The following is a 20,215-nucleotide window of genomic DNA, read 5'->3' on the forward strand; positions in this document are numbered from 1 at the left end:
GACCTGTCTTGATGGGTGAGAAAGCGCAGGTAGGCGGTGGTGGCGCGGATCAGGGATTGGTCCAGGCGTCGGGAGCCTGGGTCAGCGCGGACACCTCGGCGGGCAGGTGGGACGACGCGACGTCGGCGAGCGTCACACCCTCGAGGATCTCCCGCACGTGGGACCGGAGCGCGATCCACAAGGGGAGCAGGGACTGCGCGGGCCCGGTGTAGGACAGGTCCGGGGGCCGGACCCCGCGTACCGAGACGAGCGGTCCGTCCACGACGCGGATGACATCCGCGATGCTGATGGACTGGGCGGGCTTGGCCAGTCGATAGCCGCCGTTGCCGCCGCGCTGGCTGAGTACGAGACCGCCCCGGCGCATGTCGTTCAGGATGCCTTCGAGGAACTTGTGCGGGATGTCCTGGGCGTCGGCGATGGCTTCGGCCTTCACCGGCCCGCCCTCCTGTGCCGCCGCGAGCTGCAGCGCAGCACGTACCGCGTAGTCTGCCCTGGCTGAGATCCGCATGGGCACATTATCCCGTACGGCTCCGACCTGCGTTTGTCGTGGGTGGCTGCCGGCTGCCGGGGAGGGCCCAGCCCGGCAGCCGAAGGTCCAGGTCAGGTGAGGGGTCCCGAGCCGTCCCGCGGGGCGCCTGCGTCAGTGGAAGGCCGCCGCCACGGCGCGGTGGGAGCCGTTGAGGTAGTGCTCGCCGATGGCGCGCAGACGGCGCGTGGCCGGGTGGTGGGCGGTCAGTACGCGTGCGTTGCGCCAGAAGCGGTCCAGGCCGGGGGCGTCGGCCAGTTCCAGCACCCGTGCGGTGATGTCCAGGGCTGCCTTCGACGTCACGGTCTCGGCCGTGGCGACCAGTGCGGCGACGTTCGCGGGTTCTTCGGCGTCGAGGTGGGGGCCTGTATCGAGGGCCCGCGCCAGCACCGCCGTTGCCCGGTGGACGACGGCGGTGGCCGTCTGCGCGGCGGAGGCGAGTTCCCCGTACGTCAGCAGGAGGTCCGGGTCCTCACCGGGCAGGCGGCGTGCGTGGCCGCCCCTGCTGAGGTCGCGCGCTTCGGTGAGGGCGCCCTCGACGATGCCGAGGCCGACGTGGCACAGGGCGAGCCGGAGCGCCGGCTCGGCGAGCGCGGTGAAGGGCGCGGCCGACTCCTCGTCATGAGGCCGGCGTCCCAGCAGCTGTCCGGGCTTGATGGTGACGCGGTCCAGGGCGATCTCGCCCGCTCCGGCGACGCGCTGTCCGAGGCGGTGATGGGAAGGTTCGATGGCTACGCCGCGCGCGCCACGAGGGATCCGTACGACCAGGATGTCGCCGGTCACCGTGCAGACGGCGTCCAGCACGATCTGGTCGGCGACGGTCGCCGCCGCCTCCACGGTCCGGCAGCCGCTCAGGACGTAGCCGGTGTCGCGCGGCCTCATGGTGAGGTCCGGTGCGCAGGTGTCTTCGTCGCGTGAGGGGGCGCGGACGGTGCCCGTCCACAGCCACTGCTCGCGCAGCGACTCCTCTTCGAGGGCGGTCGCCTCGTGGTTGCTCGCGTAGAAGCGTCCGCTCCAGGTGTGGACGTAATGCCGGGCGAGTACGGCGCCGACTGAACTGTCGGCTGTGGCGATGGCCCGTATGACGGCGCATCCGGTACGCCAGTCCACTCCGCGGCCAGGACCGGGCGGGGTGAGAGCCGCCAGCAGGCCGGCCTCACCCAGCCGTGCCCTCTCGTCGATCGGCGGCAGGCCCGCCTGGTCGCGGGCGATGGCGTCCGCGGCGAGGTCGTCCGCCACGTCACGAGTGGCACGCAGGAGCGCGTGGCGGCGCTCTTCGGCGGACCGGACGGCGTCTGTGCTCGATGCTGTCGGCACGGGCGTCACCCGCAGGCCGGGGCGCCGTGGCCTGGGGCCTGGGCTGCGCGGACGGCGGGGCCACTCGGGGTGACGGGAATCATCTGGGCTGCTCCGGAACGTTGTTGACGGCCACGGCCAGTGGCCGGGAGGAAAGGGGGCGGGCCGGGCGCGGGGCGGTTGCGGCCGAACGGGGCCGAACGGCCGCGTGCTCGACCGGTACAGCGTCCACCTGCCGCTCACGCGGCGCCTTGGCCCCGCTTGCCACCTTGCGATGCGCTCCGCATGGATGACGACGGTGGTCCGTCGACGTGATCGGAAGTCGCGCACCGAGCCTGACGAGCGCCGATGGGCGCCTGTGGACATGCAGCATGAGAGGAATCCCCCCTTTTCCCATCGGATTAGTAGGGATACTGCCCAAGGTCGACTGCCTCAGCAAGGGGCGGCCCGTATGGTGGACAGAGCCGTCTTGAATGGTGAGCTCGGGCGGCCTGTGCCAGGAAGTGCAGCGCCTGGCCCATGGCGGAACCGGGGTGCGCTGCACGAACGGTTGGCCTCGCGCGATGTGTCGGCGCCTTGGCTGCAAGCCGTTTCCTTGGCTCGCCGCCGGCGCGCCCGTCGTCGAGCCGGAGCCGGACGCCCGCCACTGTCCCCGTGCCCTGCTGGTGTCCCACGGCGTCGACGATGAACGCCCCATAGAGACGTCCGGGCGAGTACGGGCCGCGCGCGGCCACTGGTTGTTGCCGCTGCATGGCGACCTCATGGCGGTCGTGCGGCCTCCCGCCCGGGCGGCCCGGAAGTGCCTAACATCCCCGGCACGGCCTGGGCCCCATGGACCCCGTGGGCCGTGCCCGTTCCGACTCAGCCAAGGACCAGTTCCGCCATGAGCGTTTCCCCCGCCCTCAGCGTCGCCGAAGCGAAGGCCCGCCTGCCCGAGCTGACCGTCGTTGACGTCCGGACCCCCGGCGAATTCGCCTCCGGGCATCTGCCGGACTCCGTCAACGTCCCCCTCGACCGGATCGAGCGGAGCCTGCCCGAGCTCCGGCAGGCCGCCGAGCGGGGCGCCCTGTTGCTGGTGTGCGCCTCCGGAGCCCGCTCCGGGAAGGCCGCGGCGGCCCTTGCCGCGCACGGGGTCCCCGCTGCCGGCCTCACCGGCGGGACCAGCGCCTGGACGGCCGCCGGCCACGGCCTCCATTTCCCGGACGGCCCGGCCCGGGCCGTGTGGGGGATGGAACGCCAGGTCCGCTTCACCGCGGGCGCCGTCGTGCTGCTCGGCCTGCTCCTCGGGCTGTTCGTGCACCCGGCCTTCCAGCTGCTGTCCGCGGCGATCGCCGCGGGCTTGGTGTTCTCCGCGCTCACCGACACCTGCGGTATGGCGGTGGTCCTCGGCCGACTGCCGTTCAACCGCCGCGGCAGTGAGGCCCGCCCGTGACCGAGCCGACCGGTACCCCGAACCGCCGCGATCCCTACGAGGGGTTCGCGGGCCACGTGGGCCGCACCTTCGCCGAGTCCCAACCCGCCTGGCCGCCGCGGCGCACGCCCGGCGGCGGCGCCCCGAACATCGTCGTGGTCCTCGTCGACGACATGGGCTACAGCGACATCGGCCCCTTCGGCGCCGAGATCGCCACCCCCGTGCTCGACGGGCTGGCCGCGAACGGCCTGCGGCTGGCGAACTACCACACCATGCCGCTGTGTTCCCCCGCCCGGGCGGCCCTGCTCACGGGCCTCAACCCGCACCGCGTCGGGTACGCGACGGTCGCCAACTCCGACCCCGGCTTCCCCGGTTACGGCATGGAGATCGGCCAGGACGTCCCCACCCTCGCCGAGGTGCTGCACGACGCGGGATACGCCACCTACGCGGTCGGCAAATGGCACCTGACCCGCGACTCCGCCTCCAACGCCGCCGACGACCGGCGCAACTGGCCGCTGCAGAAGGGCTTCGACCGGTACTACGGCGTGCTGGAGGGCCTGACCAGCCTGTTCCACCCCCACCAACTGGTCCGCGACAACAGCCCACTCGACATCGACGAACTGCCCGACGGCTACTACTACACCGACGACATCACCGACGAGGCCATCGCCATGGTGAAGTCGCTGCGCGCGCACGACCCCGACAAGCCGTTCTTCCTCTACCTCGCGCACAACGCCGTCCACGGTCCGCTCCAGGCCAAGCCCGAGGACATCGAGCGGCAGCGCGGCCGCTACGACGGCGGCTGGGACACGCTGCGCGGCACCCGCTTCGCCCGCCAGATCGCCGACGGCCTGTTCCCCGCGGGCACCACCCTCCCGGACCGCAACGCCGAGGCCGGTTTCGACGTCGGCCCCTGGGAGGAGCTCACGCCCGGTCAGCGGCAACGCTACGCGCGCTACATGGAGGTGTACGCGGCGATGGTCGACAACATCGACCAGAACCTCGGCCGGCTCACCGACACCCTGCGTGCCCTCGGTGAACTCGACAACACCATCGTGCTGTTCACCTCCGACAACGGCGGCACCGGCGAGGGCGGGGCCGAGGGCACCCGCAGCTACTTCAGCCGCTTCGTCCACCAGCCGGTCCCCGACGACTGGGACCCGGACATCGCGCGGGACACCGAGCTCATCGGCGGCCCGCGGAGCCTGGTGCACTACCCGCGCGGCTGGGGAATGGCCTCCAACACCCCGTTCCGGCTGTACAAGGGCCAGACCTACGCGGGCGGGGTGCGCGTCCCGTTCGTCATCTCCTGGCCGGCCGGACTGCGGCGCGGCCCTGACGACCCCGGCATCCGCCACCAGTACCAGTACGTCACCGACGTCACCCCCACCCTCCTGGAGCTGGCCGGCGTACGGCGGCCCGAGCAGTGGCGTTCGCGCCCCGCCCAAGAGCTGGACGGGGTCAGCTTCGCCCCGGTCCTGCGCGACGCCAGGGCCCCGGCCGCGCACACCGAGCAGTACTGCGAGATGTCCGGGAACCGCAGCTACTACCGGGACGGCTGGAAGCTGGTCACCCTGCACCGGCCGGGCGCCCCGTACGACGACGGCGAATGGGCGCTGTACGACCTGACGAGCGACCCGACCGAGACCACCGACGTCGCCGCCGACCACCCGGAGGTGGTGAAGGAGCTGGCCTCGGCCTGGGAAGCGGCGGCCTGGCGCAACGGCGTCTTCCCCCTCTCCGACGGCAGCGGGGCGCTCGCCCGGCGCCACCCCGCCGAGGAGCGGTTCCACCGCCCCCTCACGCTCCTGCCGGGCACCCCGGAGCTGGAGCGGTACCGGTCCTCCCGGCTGATCTCCTTCCGCTCCTTCGACGTCTCGGTCGTGCTCGACGAGCACGGCGCCGGGGACCAGGGCGTGCTGGTGTCGCACGGTGACCAGGGCGGCGGATACAGCCTGTACGTCGAAGACGGGCGGCTGCGCTTCGCCTACAACGAGTACGGCAGGCTGCACGAGGCCGACGCCGGTCCGCTGCCCGTCGGACGACGGACCGTCACCCTGTCGGCCACCGCGTCGGAGGGCCTGCGCTGGGAGTTCCGGCTGCTGGTCGACGGAGTGCAGGCGGGGCGACTGGACGGCAGCGTGCACCAGCTCATCGGGATGGCCCCGCTCCAGGGCATCAGCGTGGGAGTGGACCGCAAGTCGCCGGTCTCCTGGCCGGTGTACGAGCGCCACCGGGGCTTCCGCTACACCGGCGGCCTGCGCTCCGTGACGTACACGCCCGGCGCGCAGGCGCCGTACGCCCCGGAGCTGGTGGCCCGCGCGCTGCGCGAAGCGGCCGCCGCATTCGAATGAGCTGCTTGCAATGAACTGCTGTGCATTGTTTCCGGCGGAGGCGTTGTGTGTCCCGCCCGTGAATTCGGCGGTACAGCCGGCCGGATACCCGTTCCCGGAATTCCGAATATGACCGAGCCTGCGGGAGTGTCCTTGACCGAATCGCTTCTCCTGACCGCGCCGTCCGGCTCTTCCGGACGGTCCGGTCCGCCCGCTCCGGCAGAGCGGGTGCTGCCGCTGCGGCGGCCCGGGCGGTGGGTCGCCACCGTCGTCGTGCTGGTGCTGGCCTCCCAGGCCGCGCACGGGCTGCTGACCAACCCCTTCTACCAGTGGGACCGGTTCGCGTACTGGGTCACCCGGCCGGTGATCCTGGACGGTCTGCTCGTCACACTCCAGGTGGCCGCGTACAGCGCGGTCCTGGGGCTGCTGGGCGGCATCCTGCTGGCCCTCGGCAGGCTGTCGCCCAGCCCGGTACTGCGGACGGTGAGCTGGACGTACATCTGGCTGCTGCGCTCCGTGCCGCTGATCGTCGTCCTGCTCTTCCTCTACAACCTCAGCGCCCTGTACCCCACGCTGAGCCTCGGGGTGCCGTTCGGCCCGGCCCTCGTCACCTTCGACGAGTCGAAGCTGGCCACCGACATGGCCGTGGCGGTCGTGGGACTGAGCCTGGTCGAAGCGGCGTACGCCGCGGAAGTGGTCCGGGCCGGGCTGCTCTCCGTGGACCAGGGCCAGCACGAGGCCGCCGCCGCGCTCGGACTGCCCAAGCGCTACCAGTTCGCCCGGATCGTGTTCCCGCAGGCCCTGCGCTCCATCGTGCCCAGCTACGTCAACCAGCTGATCGGGCTCGTCAAGGCCACCTCGCTGGTGTTCTACGTGTCACTGCTGGACCTGTTCGGCTCGGTGCAGAGCCTGGGCGCCACCTACCCCGGGGACGTGGTGCCGCTGCTGCTGGTCGCCACCGCCTGGTACGTGGCCTTGACCAGCGTCGTGTCCGTCGTGCAGTTCTACGTCGAGCGGTACTACGCGCGCGGGGCACTGCGGACCATGCCGCCCACCCCCCTGCAGCGGGCCCGGGCGGGCCTGCGCGAGCTGCGGGCACGCTTCCGGAAGGAGACCGCGCGATGACCACCACCGCCACGACGGGTCCGCCCGCCGCCATCGAGGTGCACGACGTGCACAAGTGGTACGGCGACCGGCGGGTCCTCGACGGGGTGAGCCTGAACATCCCGCCGGGCACGGTCACCGTGGTGATCGGCCGCTCCGGCTCCGGCAAGTCGACCCTGCTGCGGGTCGTCAACCACCTGGAGAAGCCCCAGGCCGGTCAGGTCAGCGTGGGCGGCGAGCCGGTCGGCGTACGGAGGCACGGGACACGGCTCAAGGAGCTGAGCGAACGCGCGATCCTCGCCCAGCGCGCGCGGATCGGCTTCGTCTTCCAGAACTTCAACCTCTTCCCCCACCTCACCGTGCTCGACAACGTGGCCGCGGCGCCGGTGGCGACCGGACGGCTGCCCAGGTCGCAGGCCCGTGTGCTCGCCCGTGAGCTGCTGGAACGGGTCGGTCTCGGCAGCCGGGCCGACGCCTACCCGCGGCAGCTCTCGGGCGGGCAGCAGCAGCGGGTGGCCATCGCCCGCGCGCTCGCACTGCGGCCCGGCGTCATCCTCTTCGACGAGCCGACCTCCGCGCTCGACCCGGAACTGGTCGGCGAAGTGCTGGCCGTCATCAAGGACCTGGCCGGCAGCGGGACCACCCTCCTGATCGTCACGCACGAGATCGGCTTCGCCCGCGAAGTCGCCGACGAGATCGTCTTCCTGGACGACGGCCGGATCGTCGAGCAGGGCCCGCCCGAGCAGGTCCTGGACCACCCGGTCCACCCCCGGACCCGGGAGTACCTGAGCAAAGTGCTCTGACCACGTACCCCGCCCCTTACCCCCCTACCCCGCGAGTCGAAGGAACGTCACCCCATGCCCCACCTGAAGCCATTGCGCAGAGCCCTCGCCACCGCGGCCGCCGCCGCGACCCTCGTCGCCGGGCTCACCGCCTGCGGCGGCAAGAGCGCGGCCGCCGGATCCGGCGCCCCAGCCGGCACCGCCACGGTCACCGTCGGCGCCCTGTCCAACGGCGCCGCGCAGCAGACCGACCTGACCGTCCCGGTGGAGGAGTCCCTCCGGGCGAAACTGCCCCAGGCCGTCCGTGAACGGGGGGAACTGGTCATCGGGGTGGGCGCGCTGCCCGCCGGGTTCCCGCCGCTGGCCTACGTCGGCACCGATCAGAAGACCCTGACCGGTGCGGAGCCGGACCTCGGACGGCTGGTGGCCGCAACGCTCGGGCTGAAGCCGGTGGTGAAGAACTCCACCTGGGAGAACCTGTTCGTCGGCATCGACAGCGGCAAGGTCGACGTGGCCTTCACCAACGTCACCGTCACCGAGGAGCGGAAGAAGAAGTACGAGTTCGCCTCGTACCGGCAGGACAACCTGGCCTTCGAGGTGCTGAAGGACAACCCCTGGAACTTCGGGGGTGACTACCGCAACCTCGCGGGCAAGACCGTCGCGGTCGCCCGGGGCACCAACCAGGAGAAGATCCTCCTGGAGTGGCAGGCGAGACTGCGCTCCGAGGGCAAGGACATCGACGTCAAGTACTTCCCGGACAGCAACAGCACCTACCTGGCGCTCAGCGGCAAGAAGATCGACATCACCTTCGTGCCGAACCCGTCCAGCGCCTACCACCTCACCCAGACGGCCAACAGCGCCGCGCCGACCCGGAACGCGGGTCAGTTCTCCGGCGCGGGGGAGACCCTCCAGGGGCTGATCGCGGCGACCGCCAAGAAGGACAGCGGGCTGGCCGAGCCCGTCGCGGCCACGATCAACCACCTGATCCAGAACGGGCAGTACGCGAAGCTGCTGGCGGCCTGGAACCTGTCCGAGGAGGCCGTGAAGACCTCCGAGGTCAATCCGCCCGGCCTGCCCCTGACCAACTCCTGAGTCACCGATGCCACCCCACGTCCTGGACAATCCCGCCTGGGCCTCGCTCTGCGGTCCGCACGCCCCGTTCGCCGTGCCGGCTCCGGACGGCGGCGGTCGCGCCGCCCGCTACCGCGACGACGTCTCCCCCTTCGCCGCCCTCGCCGACCCCGGCGACCCCCGCTCCTGGCACGATCTGCAGGCCCTGACCGGGCCCGGGCAGGTTGTCGGTCTCACCGGCCTGCTGGACCCGCCCGACGGCTGGGAGACCGTGGGCTCGGTCCCGGGCGTCCAACTCGTCGACACCGGACTGCGCGCCGAACCGGCGCCCGAGGCGGTGCGGCTCGGTCCGGCCGACGTACCGGAGATGCTGGACCTCGTCGCCCTCACCCGGCCGGGCCCGTTCCTGCCCCGGACCGTGGAACTGGGCGGGTACCTCGGGATCCGCCACGAGGGCCGGCTGATCGCGATGGCAGGGGAGCGGCTTCGGCCGCCCGGCTGGACGGAGATCAGCGCGGTGTGCACCCACCCCGGCCACCGGGGCCGGGGGCTGGCGACCCGGCTGGTGCGCGCGGTGGCCGCGGGCATACGGGAACGCGGAGAGGTGCCGTTCCTGCACACCGGGGCGTCCAACACCGCGGCCATCCGGCTGTACGAGTCGATCGGCTTCACGCTGCGCAGACGGCCGCTTTTCCTCGCGGTCCGGACGCCGGGCAACAAGGCTGCCAAATTCCCTTAATACTGCGGTTATTGTGCCGCCGTTCCGTACGACGTAGCGTTTTTTCGGGGCGGTCCGGAGGATTTCCCGGACCCGTTTTCCCGGCTACCCCTTCTTTTCCTTCCTTCACCACGGTCGATCAGAAAGGCGTTGTTCGACGTGTCCGAACTGCACCTCGCCGTCGCGCTCGACGGCGCCGGCCGGCACCCGGCTGCCTGGCGTGAGCCGGGCGCCCGGCCCGCTGAACTGTTCACGGCCCGGTACTGGGCCGACGTCGTCGCCGAGGCGGAGGCCGGGCTGCTGGACTTCGTCACCTTCGAGGACGGTCTGGCCCTCCAGTCGTCCGCGGCGGCGGAACCCGACGCACGCACGGACCAGGTGCGCGGGCGGCTGGACGCGGTGCTGACCGCCGCCAGGATCGCGCCGCTGACCCGGCACATCGGTCTGGTCCCGAGCGTGACGGCCACGCACACCGAGCCCTTCCACATCTCGAAGGCGATCGCCACGCTCGACTACGTCAGCCGGGGCCGGGCGGGCCTGCACGTACAGACCTCCGGACTGCCATACGAGGCACGGCACTTTGGGCGCCGGGAGTTCCCCGCGCCGGTGGGCGAGCTGGCCGAGGAGGCCGCCGACCACGTGGAGGTGGTGCGCCGGCTGTGGGACAGCTGGGAGGACGACGCGGAGATCCGGGACGTGGCCACCGGCCGGTTCGTCGACCGCGACAAGCTGCACTACATCAACTTCGAGGGGCCGCACTTCAGCGTCCGGGGGCCGTCGATCACCCCGCGTCCGCCGCAGGGACAGCCCCTCGTCACGGCCTCGGCCGGCACGGTGGCCCCCCGCGCCGCCCTGATCGACCTCGTGTACGTCACCCCGCGCGACCTGGACGAGGCACGGGCCGCGGCCGCCGTGCTGCCCCCGCCACCCGGCCCCCGGCACGTCTTCGCCGACCTCACCGTGTTCCTGGACGAGGACGGCCCGGCGGCCGCCGCCCGCCGCGACCGGCTCGACCGGGTCGCAGGTGCCCCGGCCCCCACCGACGCCGCCACGTTCAGCGGGACCCCCGCCGAGCTCGCGGACCTGCTCCAGGAGTGGCGGGAGACGGGCCTGACCGGTTTCCGGCTGCGTCCCGGGGTCATCGCCCACGACCTGCCCGCCATCACCCGCCGGCTGGTGCCCGAGCTCCAGCGGCGCGGCGTGTTCCGCAGTACGTACGAGGCGTCCTCGCTGCGCGGGCTGCTGGGTCTGGAACGCCCCGCCAACCGCTACGCCGCCGCAGCCCTCACGGCCTGACCTCGGATCCGGAACCGGAAGGACACCATGAGCACCAAGCCGCTCAAGCAGATCCATCTCGCGGCCCACTTCCCCGGGGTCAACAACACCACGGTGTGGAGCGACCCCGCGGCCGGCAGCCACATCGAATTCGACTCCTTCGTCCGCTTCGCGCAGACCGCCGAACGCGCCAAGTTCGACTTCCTCTTCCTCGCCGAAGGGCTCCGCCTGCGCGAACAGGGCGGGAAGATATACGACTTGGACGTGGTCGGCAGGCCGGACACCTTCACCGTGCTCGCCGCGCTGGCCGCCGTCACCGAGCACCTCGGCCTGACCGGCACCATCAACTCCACCTTCAACGAGCCCTATGAAGTGGCCCGCCAGTTCGCCTCCCTGGACCACCTCTCCGAGGGCCGGGCCGCCTGGAACGTGGTCACCTCCTGGGACGCCTTCACCGGGGAGAACTTCCGCCGCGGCGGATTCCTGCCCCGCGAGGACCGCTACACCCGGGCCAAGGAGTTCCTGGCCACCGCGATCGAGCTGTTCGACTCCTGGGACGGCACCGAGGTCACGGCCGACCCCGTCTCCGGCACCTTCCTGCGCGACGCACGCGCCGGGGCCTTCGCCCACCAGGGCCGCCACTTCGACATCGAGGGCCGCTTCAACGTGCCGCGCAGCCCCCAGAGCCGTCCGGTGGTCTTCCAGGCCGGCGACTCCGACGAAGGCCGCGAGTTCGCCGCCGCATCCGCCGACGCCATCTTCGGCCGGTACGCAACCCTGGAGGAAGGCCGGGAGTTCTACGCCGACGTCAAGGGACGCCTGCCCCGGTACGGCCGCCGACCGGAGGAGCTGCTGATCCTGCCGGCCGCCACCTTCGCCCTGGCCGACACCGACGCCCAGGCCCGCGAACTCGCCCACGAGGTACGACGCTCCCAGGTCAGCGGGGCCACCGCGATCAAGTACCTGGAACACGTCTGGAACCGCGACCTGTCCGGCTACGACCCGGACGGACCGCTCCCGGACGTCGACCCCGACCCCGGCGAGAACACCATCGCCCTCGGCCGGGCGAGCGTACGGCAGTTCCGCGACCCGCTGGCCACCGCGCGTCAGTGGCGCGAGCTCGCCGAGGCCAAGAACCTCTCCATCCGCGAGCTGGTGATCGCCACCACCGCCAAGCAGACCTTCGTCGGCTCACCCGCGACCGTCGCCGAGTCCATCAACAGCCTGGTGCAGGCGGACGCCGCCGACGGCTTCATCCTGGTTCCCCACATCACCCCGGACGGACTGGAGGGCTTCGCCGACACCGTCGTCCCCCTCCTTCAGGAACGCGGCGTCTTCCGCAGCGAGTACACCGGCACCACTCTGCGCGACCACCTCGGGCTCGACGTGCCGGCGGTCCGGCCGGCCGTCGAGCGGCAGGCCACGGCCTCGTGAAGTTCCTGGCCATCACGCTGATCGTGCACGCCCCGGACCCGGTCACGGGCCGGCTGACCCCCGTCCGCGAGCGGTTCCGCGAGGTCGTCGACAGCGCGCTGGCGGCGGAGGAGCTCGGCTTCGACGGTTTCGGGGTCGGCGAACGGCACGAGCGGCCGTTCCTGTCGTCCTCGCCGCCGGTGGTGCTCTCCCACATCGCCGCGCTGACCCGCCGGATCCGGCTCTTCACCGCCGTCACCACGCTGAGCCTGCTCGACCCCGTCCGGGCGTACGAGGACTACGCGACGCTGGACCACTTGTCCGGCGGTCGGCTGGAGCTGGTGATCGGCAAGGGCAACGGCACGGCCCAGCGGGAGCTGTTCCACGTCACGCCCGAGGACCAGTGGGAGCGCAACAGCGAGGGTTACGAGCTGCTGCGGCGGCTCTGGCGCGAGGACCGGGTGACGGCGGAGCCCCGGTTCCGGACGGCGCTGAAGGACGCCGAGGTGCTGCCCCGCCCCGGCGGGCCGCCCCCGCGGGTGTGGCACGGCAGCGCGACCAGCCGGGAGTCCGTGGACCTCGCCGCCCGCTACGGAGATCCGCTGTTCTCCGCGAACGTCACCCATCCGATCGGCCCGTACGCCGAGCTGATCCGCCACTACCGGGAGCGCTGGGAGCACTACGGGCACGACCCGGCGCTCGCCGTGGTGGGCGCGGGTACGGCCGGCTTCCACGCGGCCCGCACCTCGCAGCAGGCGGTGGCGGCGTACCGGCCGGCCTTCGAGCAGTACCTCGCCTTCCACCAACAGGCCGGCGCGGAACCGGTGTTCCCGCACCTGGACGACTTCGTGGAGCGCAGCTCCGCGCTGATCGGCAGCCCCCAGCAGATCATCGAGAAGGTGCACCGCTACCACGAGCAGTTCGGCCACACCGTCCTGCACCTGCAGGCCGAGCCGGGCGGTCTCCCGCCGGCCGCCCACCGCGCCTCGCTGGAGCTGTTCCAGTCCGAGATCGCGCCGGTGCTGCGCCGCGAGATCCCCGATCCCCCCTTCGCCGATCTGTAAGGAGACCTGGCCATGTCCGGCATCCCGCTCGGGGTCCTCGACCTCATCCCGATCCCCTCCGGCTCCACCGCCGCCGACGCCCTGCACAACAGCATCGATCTGGCCCGGCAGACGGAACGACTCGGCTACGCCCGCTACTGGTTCGCCGAGCACCACCTCAATCCCGGTGTCGCCGGGACCTCCCCGGCGGTGGTGCTGGCCCTGACCGCCTCCGCCACCTCCACGATCCGGATCGGCTCCGGGGCCGTACAGCTCGGCCACCGCACGGCGCTGTCCACGGTCGAGGAGTTCGGCCTGATCGACGCCCTGCACCCGGGCCGCCTCGACCTGGGCCTGGGCCGCTCGGCGGGCCGGCCTCCGCAGCGGGCCGGGGAGGCGGAGCCCTTCGTCGGACACACCCCGAACGGTCTGCGCATCCCGGAGCGCTTCTCCTTCGCGCACCTGGCGGCCCATCCCCGGTTCGCGCTCCAGCAGAAGCTGCTGAACCTGCCCGGTGCCCAGCCGCAGGACTACGGCGAGCAGGTCGACGACGTCCTCGCGCTGCTGCGCGGCGAGTACCGGTCCGACGAGGGCATCGAGGCGCACGCCGTCCCCGGCGAGGGGGCCGACGTACAGGTGTGGATCCTGGGCAGCAGCGGCGGCCAGAGCGCCGAGACAGCCGGCCGCAACGGCCTGCGGTTCGCCGCGAACTACCACGTCAGCCCGGGGAGCGTGCTGGAGGCGGCCGAGGGCTACCGGGCCGCGTTCAAACCCTCCGCCGAACTGGACCGCCCGTACGTCACCGTGTCCGCCGACGTGGTCGTGGCCGAGGACGACGCCACGGCCCGCGAACTGGCCGCCGGATACGCGCCCTGGGTACGCAGCATCCGCACGGCCGAAGGCGCCATCCCCTTCCCCTCCCCGGCAGAGGCGCGGGCGCTGACGGGCCCCTGGACGGACGCAGACCGGAAGGTGGTGGCCGACCGGGTGGAGACACAGTTCGTCGGCTCGCCGCGTACCGTCGCCGATCACCTCGAACGGCTCCAGGAGGCCACCCGCGCCGACGAGCTGCTGATCACCACGATCACGCACGACCACGCCGACAGGGTCCGCTCCTACCGCCTCCTGGCCGAGGAATGGCACCGCCGCTGACGTTCTTCCGCAAGTCGAGAACGTCTTGGCGCTCGCATGCTCACACCGGAAGCGCCGGCGTCAGCCCCACGCGGCGCGGGCTGTGGCCGCAGTAGCCGGGGTCGCAGTGGCCGGGAGCGCGCGACGGTTCGCGTCCGGTTGCCGGTGCCGGGCCGGGGTGGGTCCATGGAGGGGACACCGGCACGGGGTCCTTGGCGCGGCTTGGTCGGGGATGTGAAGGGCGGCACGCGATGGCGTACGACGAAGGCCTGGCCGGACGGATCCGCGAGCACCTGGCGGAGGATCGGGCCATCACGGAGAAGCGGATGTTCGGCTGTCTGGTGTTCCTGTGCAACGGGAACATGGCCGTGGGCGTGACCGGCGACGACCTGATGGTCCGGGTCGGGCCGGAGGCCGCAGCAGATGCCCTTGCCCGCCCCGGTGCGAGGATCTTCGACTTCACGGGCCGGCCGATGCGCGGCTGGGTCGTCGTGGACCCCTCCGCCCTCGTGGACGGCGGCTCTCTGGCCGAGTGGATCGACCAAGGCCGGGCATTCGCCGCAGGCCTGCCGCCGAAGTGAGCCGTGGCACTGGACGCCGCCCTCCGGGTGGTGCCCGGTCGTTCAACGGCGACCCGTGTGATCCCTCTACCGAGGCACGCTGTTCTCCGTACGGACGGGGAGCCGCCCCGCTGCTTCGAGCCGGGACAGCCGCAGGTGCTCCCGGTCGGCCCAGCGCCGGACCCGGTCGGGGTCGAGGGGGGTGCCGTGGCCGACGTGGAGTCGGGTGGGGTTCAGGGCGAGCATCCTGCGCAGGCTGGCGAGGTTGAGCAGTGGGTCGTCGTGGAAGGGAGGGTTGGCCGGCCGGCCGCGTACCAGGCCGAAGAAGGAGTTGGCGATCAGGTCGCCGGCGACGAGGTCTCCCTGGTCGGTGAGGACGGAGACGGATCCGGCGGTGTGCCCCGGGGTGGGCATGATGCGTGCCGCGATCCCGAAGTCCTCCAGGTCGGTCTCGCCGGTCAGGAGCACGTCGGGTTCGAACGGTTCGACCTGCATGTGCAGGTCCTTGTTCTTGGCCATGAGGCGGCCCATCGGACCGGTGGGCAGGTACGGCTCCCGGACCCGGCCGGTACGGAACGGACCGAGGTCCGCGACGTGTCCCGCCACCGGCGCCCCGGTGAGGCGGTGCAGTTCGGCGGCGGAGCCGAAGTGGTCGATGTGGCCGTGCGTGACGACGATCAGCGCCACGTCGGCGGGGTCGACACCGTGGGAGGCGACCTGTTCGTGGATCTTGAGGCCGCTGCCGGGTGTTCCCGCGTCGACGATGACGGGCCGACGGCCCAGCAGCAGGTACGCGTTGATGTTGTGGCGGCCCATGACGGGGATCGGGACGACCTTGGTTCGGGGCATTTTTCTCTCCTCGGGCATGGCTGTCTTCCGCCGCGCGGGGGTTCGCGGGCGGTCGGGTGGTGGAGTGTCGGGCTCAGTGGAAGCGACGCCGGTATTCGGCGGGGGTGGTCCCGAGGCGGCGGCGGAAGGAGCGGTGCAGGCTCTCCACCGAGCCGAGGCCGCTGAGGGCGGCGATGTCGGGCAGGCCGTGGCTGCTGTCCTGGAGCAGCCGCCGCGCCGCCTCCAGCCGTACGGACTCGACGTAGGCGGCGGGGGTGGTGCCGGTGCGCCGCCGGAACAGCCGCGAGAAGTGGCGCACGCTCAGGTGCAGCCGCGCGGCCAGGACCTCGGCGGACAGATCCTCGGTGAGGTGTTCCCCGATCCACGTGCACAGCTCGTCGATCCGGTCGCCGGGGTCGGCCGGCGCCGAGAGCGGAACACTGAACTGGCTCTGGCCGCCCGCCCTTTTGACGTACATGACCATCGTGCGGGCGGTGGCCAGGGCGAGTTCGGGCCCGTGGTCCTCGGTGACCATGGCCAGCGCCATGTCCATCCCGGAGGCGATGCCGGCGCAGCTCCACAGACGGCCTTCCCGGATGAAGATCGGGTCCGGATCGACGGTGACCTCCGGGTGGTCGGCGGCCAGCCGGGCGGCCGTCCGCCAGTGGGTCGTAACGCGCATCCCGTCCAGCAGGCCGGCCGCTGCGAGCAGGTGCGCGCCCGAGCAGACGGAGGCCACCCGGTGGGTACCGGGTGCGGCTTCCCGGAGCCAGTCGATGGTCCCGGGGTCGAGCACCGGTTCCACCCCGTGGTCGTCCACCCGGACGGCACCGGAGACGAGCAGGGTGTCCACGTCCCCGGGCACCTCGTCCAGCGTCAGGTCGGCCATCAGCCGGATCCCGCCGGCGGTGGCCACCGGTCCGCCGTCGGCGGTCGCGATGCGGACGGTGTACCCGGCTCGGCCGGTTCCGGCGACCCGGGTGGCGACCGAGAACACCTCGGCCGGACCTGTGACGTTGAGCAGTTCGACGCCGGGGAAGGCGGCGATGACGACCCTGTGTGGTGGGAGCATGATCCGATCATGTCCATGCACCTCCAGGGCCGCAATGACCAGGTTCTGTCAGATCCGGACACGCGGCACGGTCAGGCCCAGGCCACCGTGCCGGTCGAGTGGGGTGAGCAGGCCGTCCTGCGCTGTCAGTCTGCTCGGCTATCCTTCCCGCCACCGCACACCGACTCGAAGGACCAAGAGACTTGACCGGCCTGTCCGCTTTCCCGCTGCCCTTTCACGCTTCGCGTTCGATAGCGTTCGCGACCCCGCGAACGCTGCGGGAACTCCAGATGATGGAGTGCAGCTCCCACATTCGGGCGAAGCCGGCGTGGTTCGACAAGATGAACGACGCCGACGTCGCCGGCAGGTGGATGCAGGAGGCAGTCGCCCAGGGCCTCACTGAAGCGCAGGTTCGCTACGTACTAGCCGAACTCGTTCATTACGCCGCGCTGCGGGACGGACGAACCGGCATCGAGGTGTCCGCCGTCGACGGGGTGTGGCAGTCGGACGCACTGGTCGACGACAAGCTCAGGGCCCGGCTGTGCGAGGCGGTTCGGGTTCTGGAAGAGGTCCCCGAAGCAGAGAAGGACTGGCATCCCGGATCCGACGGCCAGGTGCTGGACCTGGTTCATCCCTCACTGTTCTGCCTGGTGCGAGGGGTGAGCGGCGCGCCCGACCGGGCTTGGCGGAACCCGACCGACCACTACTCGAAGTACGAGTTCTCGGAGAAGTTCCAGTGGCTGCCCACGGACGTAGACGTCAGTGACGACGGGGAGGTCACCTTCCGTTCGTACGTCAACAACGTCCACCCCGAGGTCCATCGCGAACTGGCCTCGGTCCTGCCCGACGTGTTCGCGCGCCTGCGCCCGCTGCTGGAGAACGTGCTCACCGATCTGCGCCATCCGCGGCCCCTGCGCATCGAGCCCGATCCTTACGGGTGGTACGACTCGGAACCGGTGCGTCCGGACAAGTCTTCCCACAGTGATGACGCGGCCTACTCGGAAGCCCTCCGTGCATGGGAACGGGCCCAGGACGACTGGTGGGTAAGCCGCCGCCCGGTCATCCCGGACGCCCCGGCCTTCACCCCGCCCGAGTTGCCCGACGCATCCGCCCGGGTCGACCTGCGCGGCCGCCGCCTTCAGGTCATCGTGAAGCTCGCCACCATTCATCTGACTCCGGACAAGCCCGAGTACCCCGGCGGTTCCTGGCACGTCGAGGGGATGTTGAACGAGCGCATCGTCTCGACCGGCATCTACTACTGGGACAGCGAGAACATCACCGAGAGCCGGCTGAGTTTCCGGGCGGCAGTCGACGATCCGTACTACGAACAGAGCGACGACAACGGGGTGCGCGAGGTCTACGGCCTGGAGGACGAAGACGCGCTGAACCAGATGCTGGGATCGGTGGCGACCCCGGCGGGTCGCTGCCTGGCGTTTCCGAACATCCTGCAGCACCGCGTCGGCTCGTTCCGCCTCGCGGACCCCACCCGCCCGGGACATCGCAAAATTCTCGCGTTCTTCCTGGTCGACCCGTCCGAAAAGATCGTCTCGACGTCCGATGTGCCACCGCAGCAGCCATGGGCCGACACGTCGACCATGACGCTCGAACAGGCCAAGGAGTACCGCGAACACCTCATGCAGGAACGCAAGTTCTTCGTCGACGAGCACAATGAGCAGCTCTACGAACGAGAATTCTCCCTCTGCGAGCACTGAAACGCTGCGGGGTGGACACGGCGGGGAGGGACGGAGGCGGAGGCGGGGCCCCGTACGTCAGGCGAGGTCGAGCAGTCCCTGGGGACGCCGGCATGGCCGATGCATCCGTCGACGAGGTGGATCTCCAGGATCCAGCGGGCCCGCCCACCCCTCCCGCAGCCTCCCGCAGCGTGCGGCGCAAGGGGCGGTCGCCCGGCCACGGCGACAGGGCCGACGCTGACGCCGCCACCTTCGCCAAGGGACCCGCCTCCCGGCAGACTCTGCGGTGGACGCCTGCGGGGGTGAGGCGTATGTGCGGGCTTCCGGGGCAGGGGCAGGGAGTGGACGGAAGGGTGGTGCCGGATGGTCGCGCGAGCGGACAGTGACAGTGAGCGTTTTTCCGTCGCGGTGCGAGCGGCGGACGGTGCCGTGGTCCTCGAAGTGAGCGGGGAGCTGGACCATGACACGGTGCGGCCCCTGCGGGACGCCCTCGATGCGGCGGTCGCCCCGGGTGGGCGGGTGTTGGTGGACCTGGCAGGGCTGGGGTTCTGTGATTCCACCGGGCTGAACGTACTGCTGCACAGCCGGCTCGCCGCCCGGGAGGCGGGCGGGACGCTGGAACTGGCCGGGTTGCGGGGGCCGGTCGCCCGGATGTTCCGGATCACCGGTGCGGACGGGCTGTTTCCCGTCCATGCCGATGTGGCGGACGCGCTCGGGGAGGGCGGCGGTCCGTCCCGCTAGCGCGTCGACACGGAGGAGTCTGAGCGTCATGGAACAGCGGGGGTCACCCGACCGGACCCGGTCCCTGGTACTGGCCGGGGCCACCGACGTCGTGACGCGCAGTCGTGACTTCGTACGCCGGGCCCTGGCCGCGTGGAATTGGTTGCCGGCCGCGTCGCAGGCCGAGCAGGAGGCCGCGGAGGACGTGCTGCTGCTGGTCTCCGAGGTGGTCGCCAATGCGTGCCTGCACGGGGGCGGGCCCGGCGCCCTGCGGCTTCACTGCACCGAGGAGCGGCTGCGGATAGAGGTGACCGACGGCAACCCGGCGCCGCCGGTGCCCGTGCGCGCGCGGGCGGGGCAGCCGGGCGGGCACGGGCTGCTGATCGTGGAACGGCTGGCCAGCCGGTGGGGTTACCGGCCGTGGCGGGACGGGAAGTGCGTCTGGCTGGAGGTGGCCGTTCCCGCGCCGATCAGGAACCAAGTGCGGCGATGATCTCGTCGGTGGTGCTGACCCTGCCGATGCGCGGGAAGATCTTGCCGAAGCTGTGCGCGTGGGAGTCGGCGTCCGTGTCGGCGGTGGCGTCCTCCGCGAAGACCAGGTCGTAGCTGTGCTCCCAGGCGGTGCGGGCGGTGGATTCGACGCCCACGCTGGTGGAGATCCCGGCCAGCACGATGCGGTGGATGCCGCGGCGGCGCAGCTGGAGGTCGAGCTCGGTGCCGGTGAAGGCGCCCCAGTGGCGCTTGGTGACGACCACGTCGCCGAGCGCGGCCAGCTCCGCCGGGATCTCGGAGAAGGCGGCCGGCGGCGCGGACGCCGGGCCCGGCCGGTCCACGTTGGCGGTGGGCAGATCGCCCCCGTCGGGGGACCAGGCGACCTTCACCAGGACCACGGGCAGCCGGTGCGCGTGGAACGCCTCCGCGAGGGCGAGGCCCTTCTTGAGGATCTCGGCGGAGGGCTTCACCGTGGGCAGGGCCAGGATGCCCATCTGGAGGTCGATGAGAACCAGGGCGGTGTCCTCGCCGAGGATGAGGCGGGTCATGGATGCTCCTTCGGTGGGCCGGCCGGCCGCCCGTGGCCGGTCCTGCGGCGCCCGGCTTGAGGGCCGCGGCCGTGCGCCGGGGCGGGCGGGCTGTCGGGAATATCCTGCTCTGCGGCCATACGCAGACGCTAGGGGGTGTCTTACGGATCAGGCCGGATGAGGGAGCGGTGGCTGGTGCCGTGCATCGCAAGGCGGACGAGGGAGTCGACGCGGAGCGTCGGC

19 protein-coding genes are annotated in these 20,215 nt (G+C 71.7%); 14 read left to right on the top strand and 5 right to left on the bottom strand.

Going from position 1 to position 20,215, the window contains the following annotated elements; all coding sequences use genetic code 11:
- Positions 1-49: 49 nt before the first annotated feature.
- Positions 50-508 (bottom strand): RrF2 family transcriptional regulator, encoded by a 459-nt coding sequence (locus ACIP5M_RS35210; protein WP_401204969.1) that lies wholly within the window; start codon positions 506-508, stop codon positions 50-52.
- Positions 509-640: 132 nt separating this feature from the next.
- Entirely contained in the window at positions 641-1,843 is a 1,203-nt protein-coding gene (locus ACIP5M_RS35215; protein WP_401204971.1) for an acyl-CoA dehydrogenase, read from the bottom strand.
- Positions 1,844-2,705: 862 nt separating this feature from the next.
- On the opposite strand from ACIP5M_RS35215, the gene ACIP5M_RS35220 reads away from it, so the two are divergent.
- The 11 genes from ACIP5M_RS35220 (at position 2,706) to ACIP5M_RS35270 (ending at position 14,684) form a co-directional block, all read left to right on the top strand.
- Entirely contained in the window at positions 2,706-3,254 is a 549-nt protein-coding gene (locus tag ACIP5M_RS35220) for a rhodanese-like domain-containing protein (RefSeq protein ID WP_401204974.1), read from the top strand.
- Positions 3,251-5,587 (top strand): arylsulfatase, encoded by a 2,337-nt coding sequence (locus ACIP5M_RS35225; protein ID WP_401204977.1) that lies wholly within the window; start codon positions 3,251-3,253, stop codon positions 5,585-5,587. The genes ACIP5M_RS35220 and ACIP5M_RS35225 overlap by 4 nt, the downstream gene beginning before the upstream one ends.
- Before the next feature lie 108 nt (positions 5,588-5,695).
- The gene (locus ACIP5M_RS35230; protein ID WP_401204980.1) at positions 5,696-6,691 is read left to right on the top strand and encodes an amino acid ABC transporter permease; all 996 of its coding nucleotides are present in this window, start codon (positions 5,696-5,698) and stop codon (positions 6,689-6,691) included.
- Complete coding sequence (locus ACIP5M_RS35235; protein ID WP_401204983.1) at positions 6,688-7,473, top strand: amino acid ABC transporter ATP-binding protein; 786 nt, start codon at positions 6,688-6,690, stop codon at positions 7,471-7,473. Before ACIP5M_RS35230 ends, ACIP5M_RS35235 begins: the two co-directional genes overlap by 4 nt.
- Positions 7,474-7,527: 54 nt before the next feature.
- The gene (locus ACIP5M_RS35240) at positions 7,528-8,544 is read left to right on the top strand and encodes an ABC transporter substrate-binding protein (protein ID WP_401204986.1); all 1,017 of its coding nucleotides are present in this window, start codon (positions 7,528-7,530) and stop codon (positions 8,542-8,544) included.
- Between the two features lie 7 nt (positions 8,545-8,551).
- Positions 8,552-9,262, top strand: a complete 711-nt coding sequence (locus ACIP5M_RS35245) for a GNAT family N-acetyltransferase (protein WP_401204988.1) — start codon at positions 8,552-8,554, stop codon at positions 9,260-9,262.
- A 129-nt stretch (positions 9,263-9,391) separates the two neighbouring features.
- Entirely contained in the window at positions 9,392-10,537 is a 1,146-nt protein-coding gene (locus ACIP5M_RS35250) for an LLM class flavin-dependent oxidoreductase (RefSeq protein WP_401204990.1), read from the top strand.
- A 27-nt stretch (positions 10,538-10,564) separates the two neighbouring features.
- Entirely contained in the window at positions 10,565-11,950 is a 1,386-nt protein-coding gene (locus ACIP5M_RS35255) for an NtaA/DmoA family FMN-dependent monooxygenase (RefSeq protein ID WP_401204992.1), read from the top strand.
- Positions 11,947-12,993, top strand: a complete 1,047-nt coding sequence (locus tag ACIP5M_RS35260) for an LLM class flavin-dependent oxidoreductase (protein WP_401204993.1) — start codon at positions 11,947-11,949, stop codon at positions 12,991-12,993. The genes ACIP5M_RS35255 and ACIP5M_RS35260 overlap by 4 nt, the downstream gene beginning before the upstream one ends.
- 12 nt (positions 12,994-13,005) lie before the next feature.
- Positions 13,006-14,124 (top strand): LLM class flavin-dependent oxidoreductase, encoded by a 1,119-nt coding sequence (locus ACIP5M_RS35265; protein ID WP_401204995.1) that lies wholly within the window; start codon positions 13,006-13,008, stop codon positions 14,122-14,124.
- 230 nt (positions 14,125-14,354) lie between these two features.
- Positions 14,355-14,684 (top strand): TfoX/Sxy family protein, encoded by a 330-nt coding sequence (locus ACIP5M_RS35270; protein ID WP_401204997.1) that lies wholly within the window; start codon positions 14,355-14,357, stop codon positions 14,682-14,684.
- A 66-nt stretch (positions 14,685-14,750) separates the two neighbouring features.
- Here the strand turns inward: ACIP5M_RS35270 and ACIP5M_RS35275 are convergent, their stop codons facing one another.
- Positions 14,751-15,512 carry an MBL fold metallo-hydrolase gene (locus ACIP5M_RS35275; protein WP_401204999.1) on the bottom strand — a complete coding sequence of 254 codons (762 nt, stop codon included), beginning with the start codon at positions 15,510-15,512 and terminating at the stop codon, positions 14,751-14,753.
- A gap of 73 nt (positions 15,513-15,585) precedes the next feature.
- A complete protein-coding gene (locus ACIP5M_RS35280) occupies positions 15,586-16,563 on the bottom strand; it encodes a GlxA family transcriptional regulator (RefSeq protein ID WP_401205002.1) in 978 nt (325 codons plus the stop codon).
- Positions 16,564-16,745: 182 nt separating this feature from the next.
- Between ACIP5M_RS35280 and ACIP5M_RS35285 the strand changes: the two genes are divergently transcribed.
- The 3 genes from ACIP5M_RS35285 to ACIP5M_RS35295 all read left to right on the top strand — a co-directional run bounded on the left by ACIP5M_RS35285 (position 16,746) and on the right by ACIP5M_RS35295 (position 19,446).
- The gene (locus ACIP5M_RS35285) at positions 16,746-18,254 is read left to right on the top strand and encodes a DUF4246 domain-containing protein (protein ID WP_401205005.1); all 1,509 of its coding nucleotides are present in this window, start codon (positions 16,746-16,748) and stop codon (positions 18,252-18,254) included.
- A gap of 408 nt (positions 18,255-18,662) precedes the next feature.
- Positions 18,663-18,974 (top strand): STAS domain-containing protein, encoded by a 312-nt coding sequence (locus tag ACIP5M_RS35290; protein WP_401205008.1) that lies wholly within the window; start codon positions 18,663-18,665, stop codon positions 18,972-18,974.
- A gap of 28 nt (positions 18,975-19,002) precedes the next feature.
- Positions 19,003-19,446: an ATP-binding protein gene (locus tag ACIP5M_RS35295; protein WP_401205010.1), complete on the top strand. Its 444-nt coding sequence runs from the start codon at positions 19,003-19,005 to the stop codon at positions 19,444-19,446.
- On the opposite strand, the gene ACIP5M_RS35300 is transcribed toward ACIP5M_RS35295, so the two are convergent.
- Complete coding sequence (locus tag ACIP5M_RS35300) at positions 19,424-19,993, bottom strand: hydrolase (protein ID WP_401205012.1); 570 nt, start codon at positions 19,991-19,993, stop codon at positions 19,424-19,426. The genes ACIP5M_RS35295 and ACIP5M_RS35300 overlap by 23 nt on opposite strands.
- Between the last annotated feature and the right edge of the window lie 222 nt (positions 19,994-20,215).

This window comes from Streptomyces sp. NPDC088762 (genome assembly GCF_044750905.1).
Taxonomy (GTDB): Bacteria; Actinomycetota; Actinomycetes; order Streptomycetales; family Streptomycetaceae; genus Streptomyces.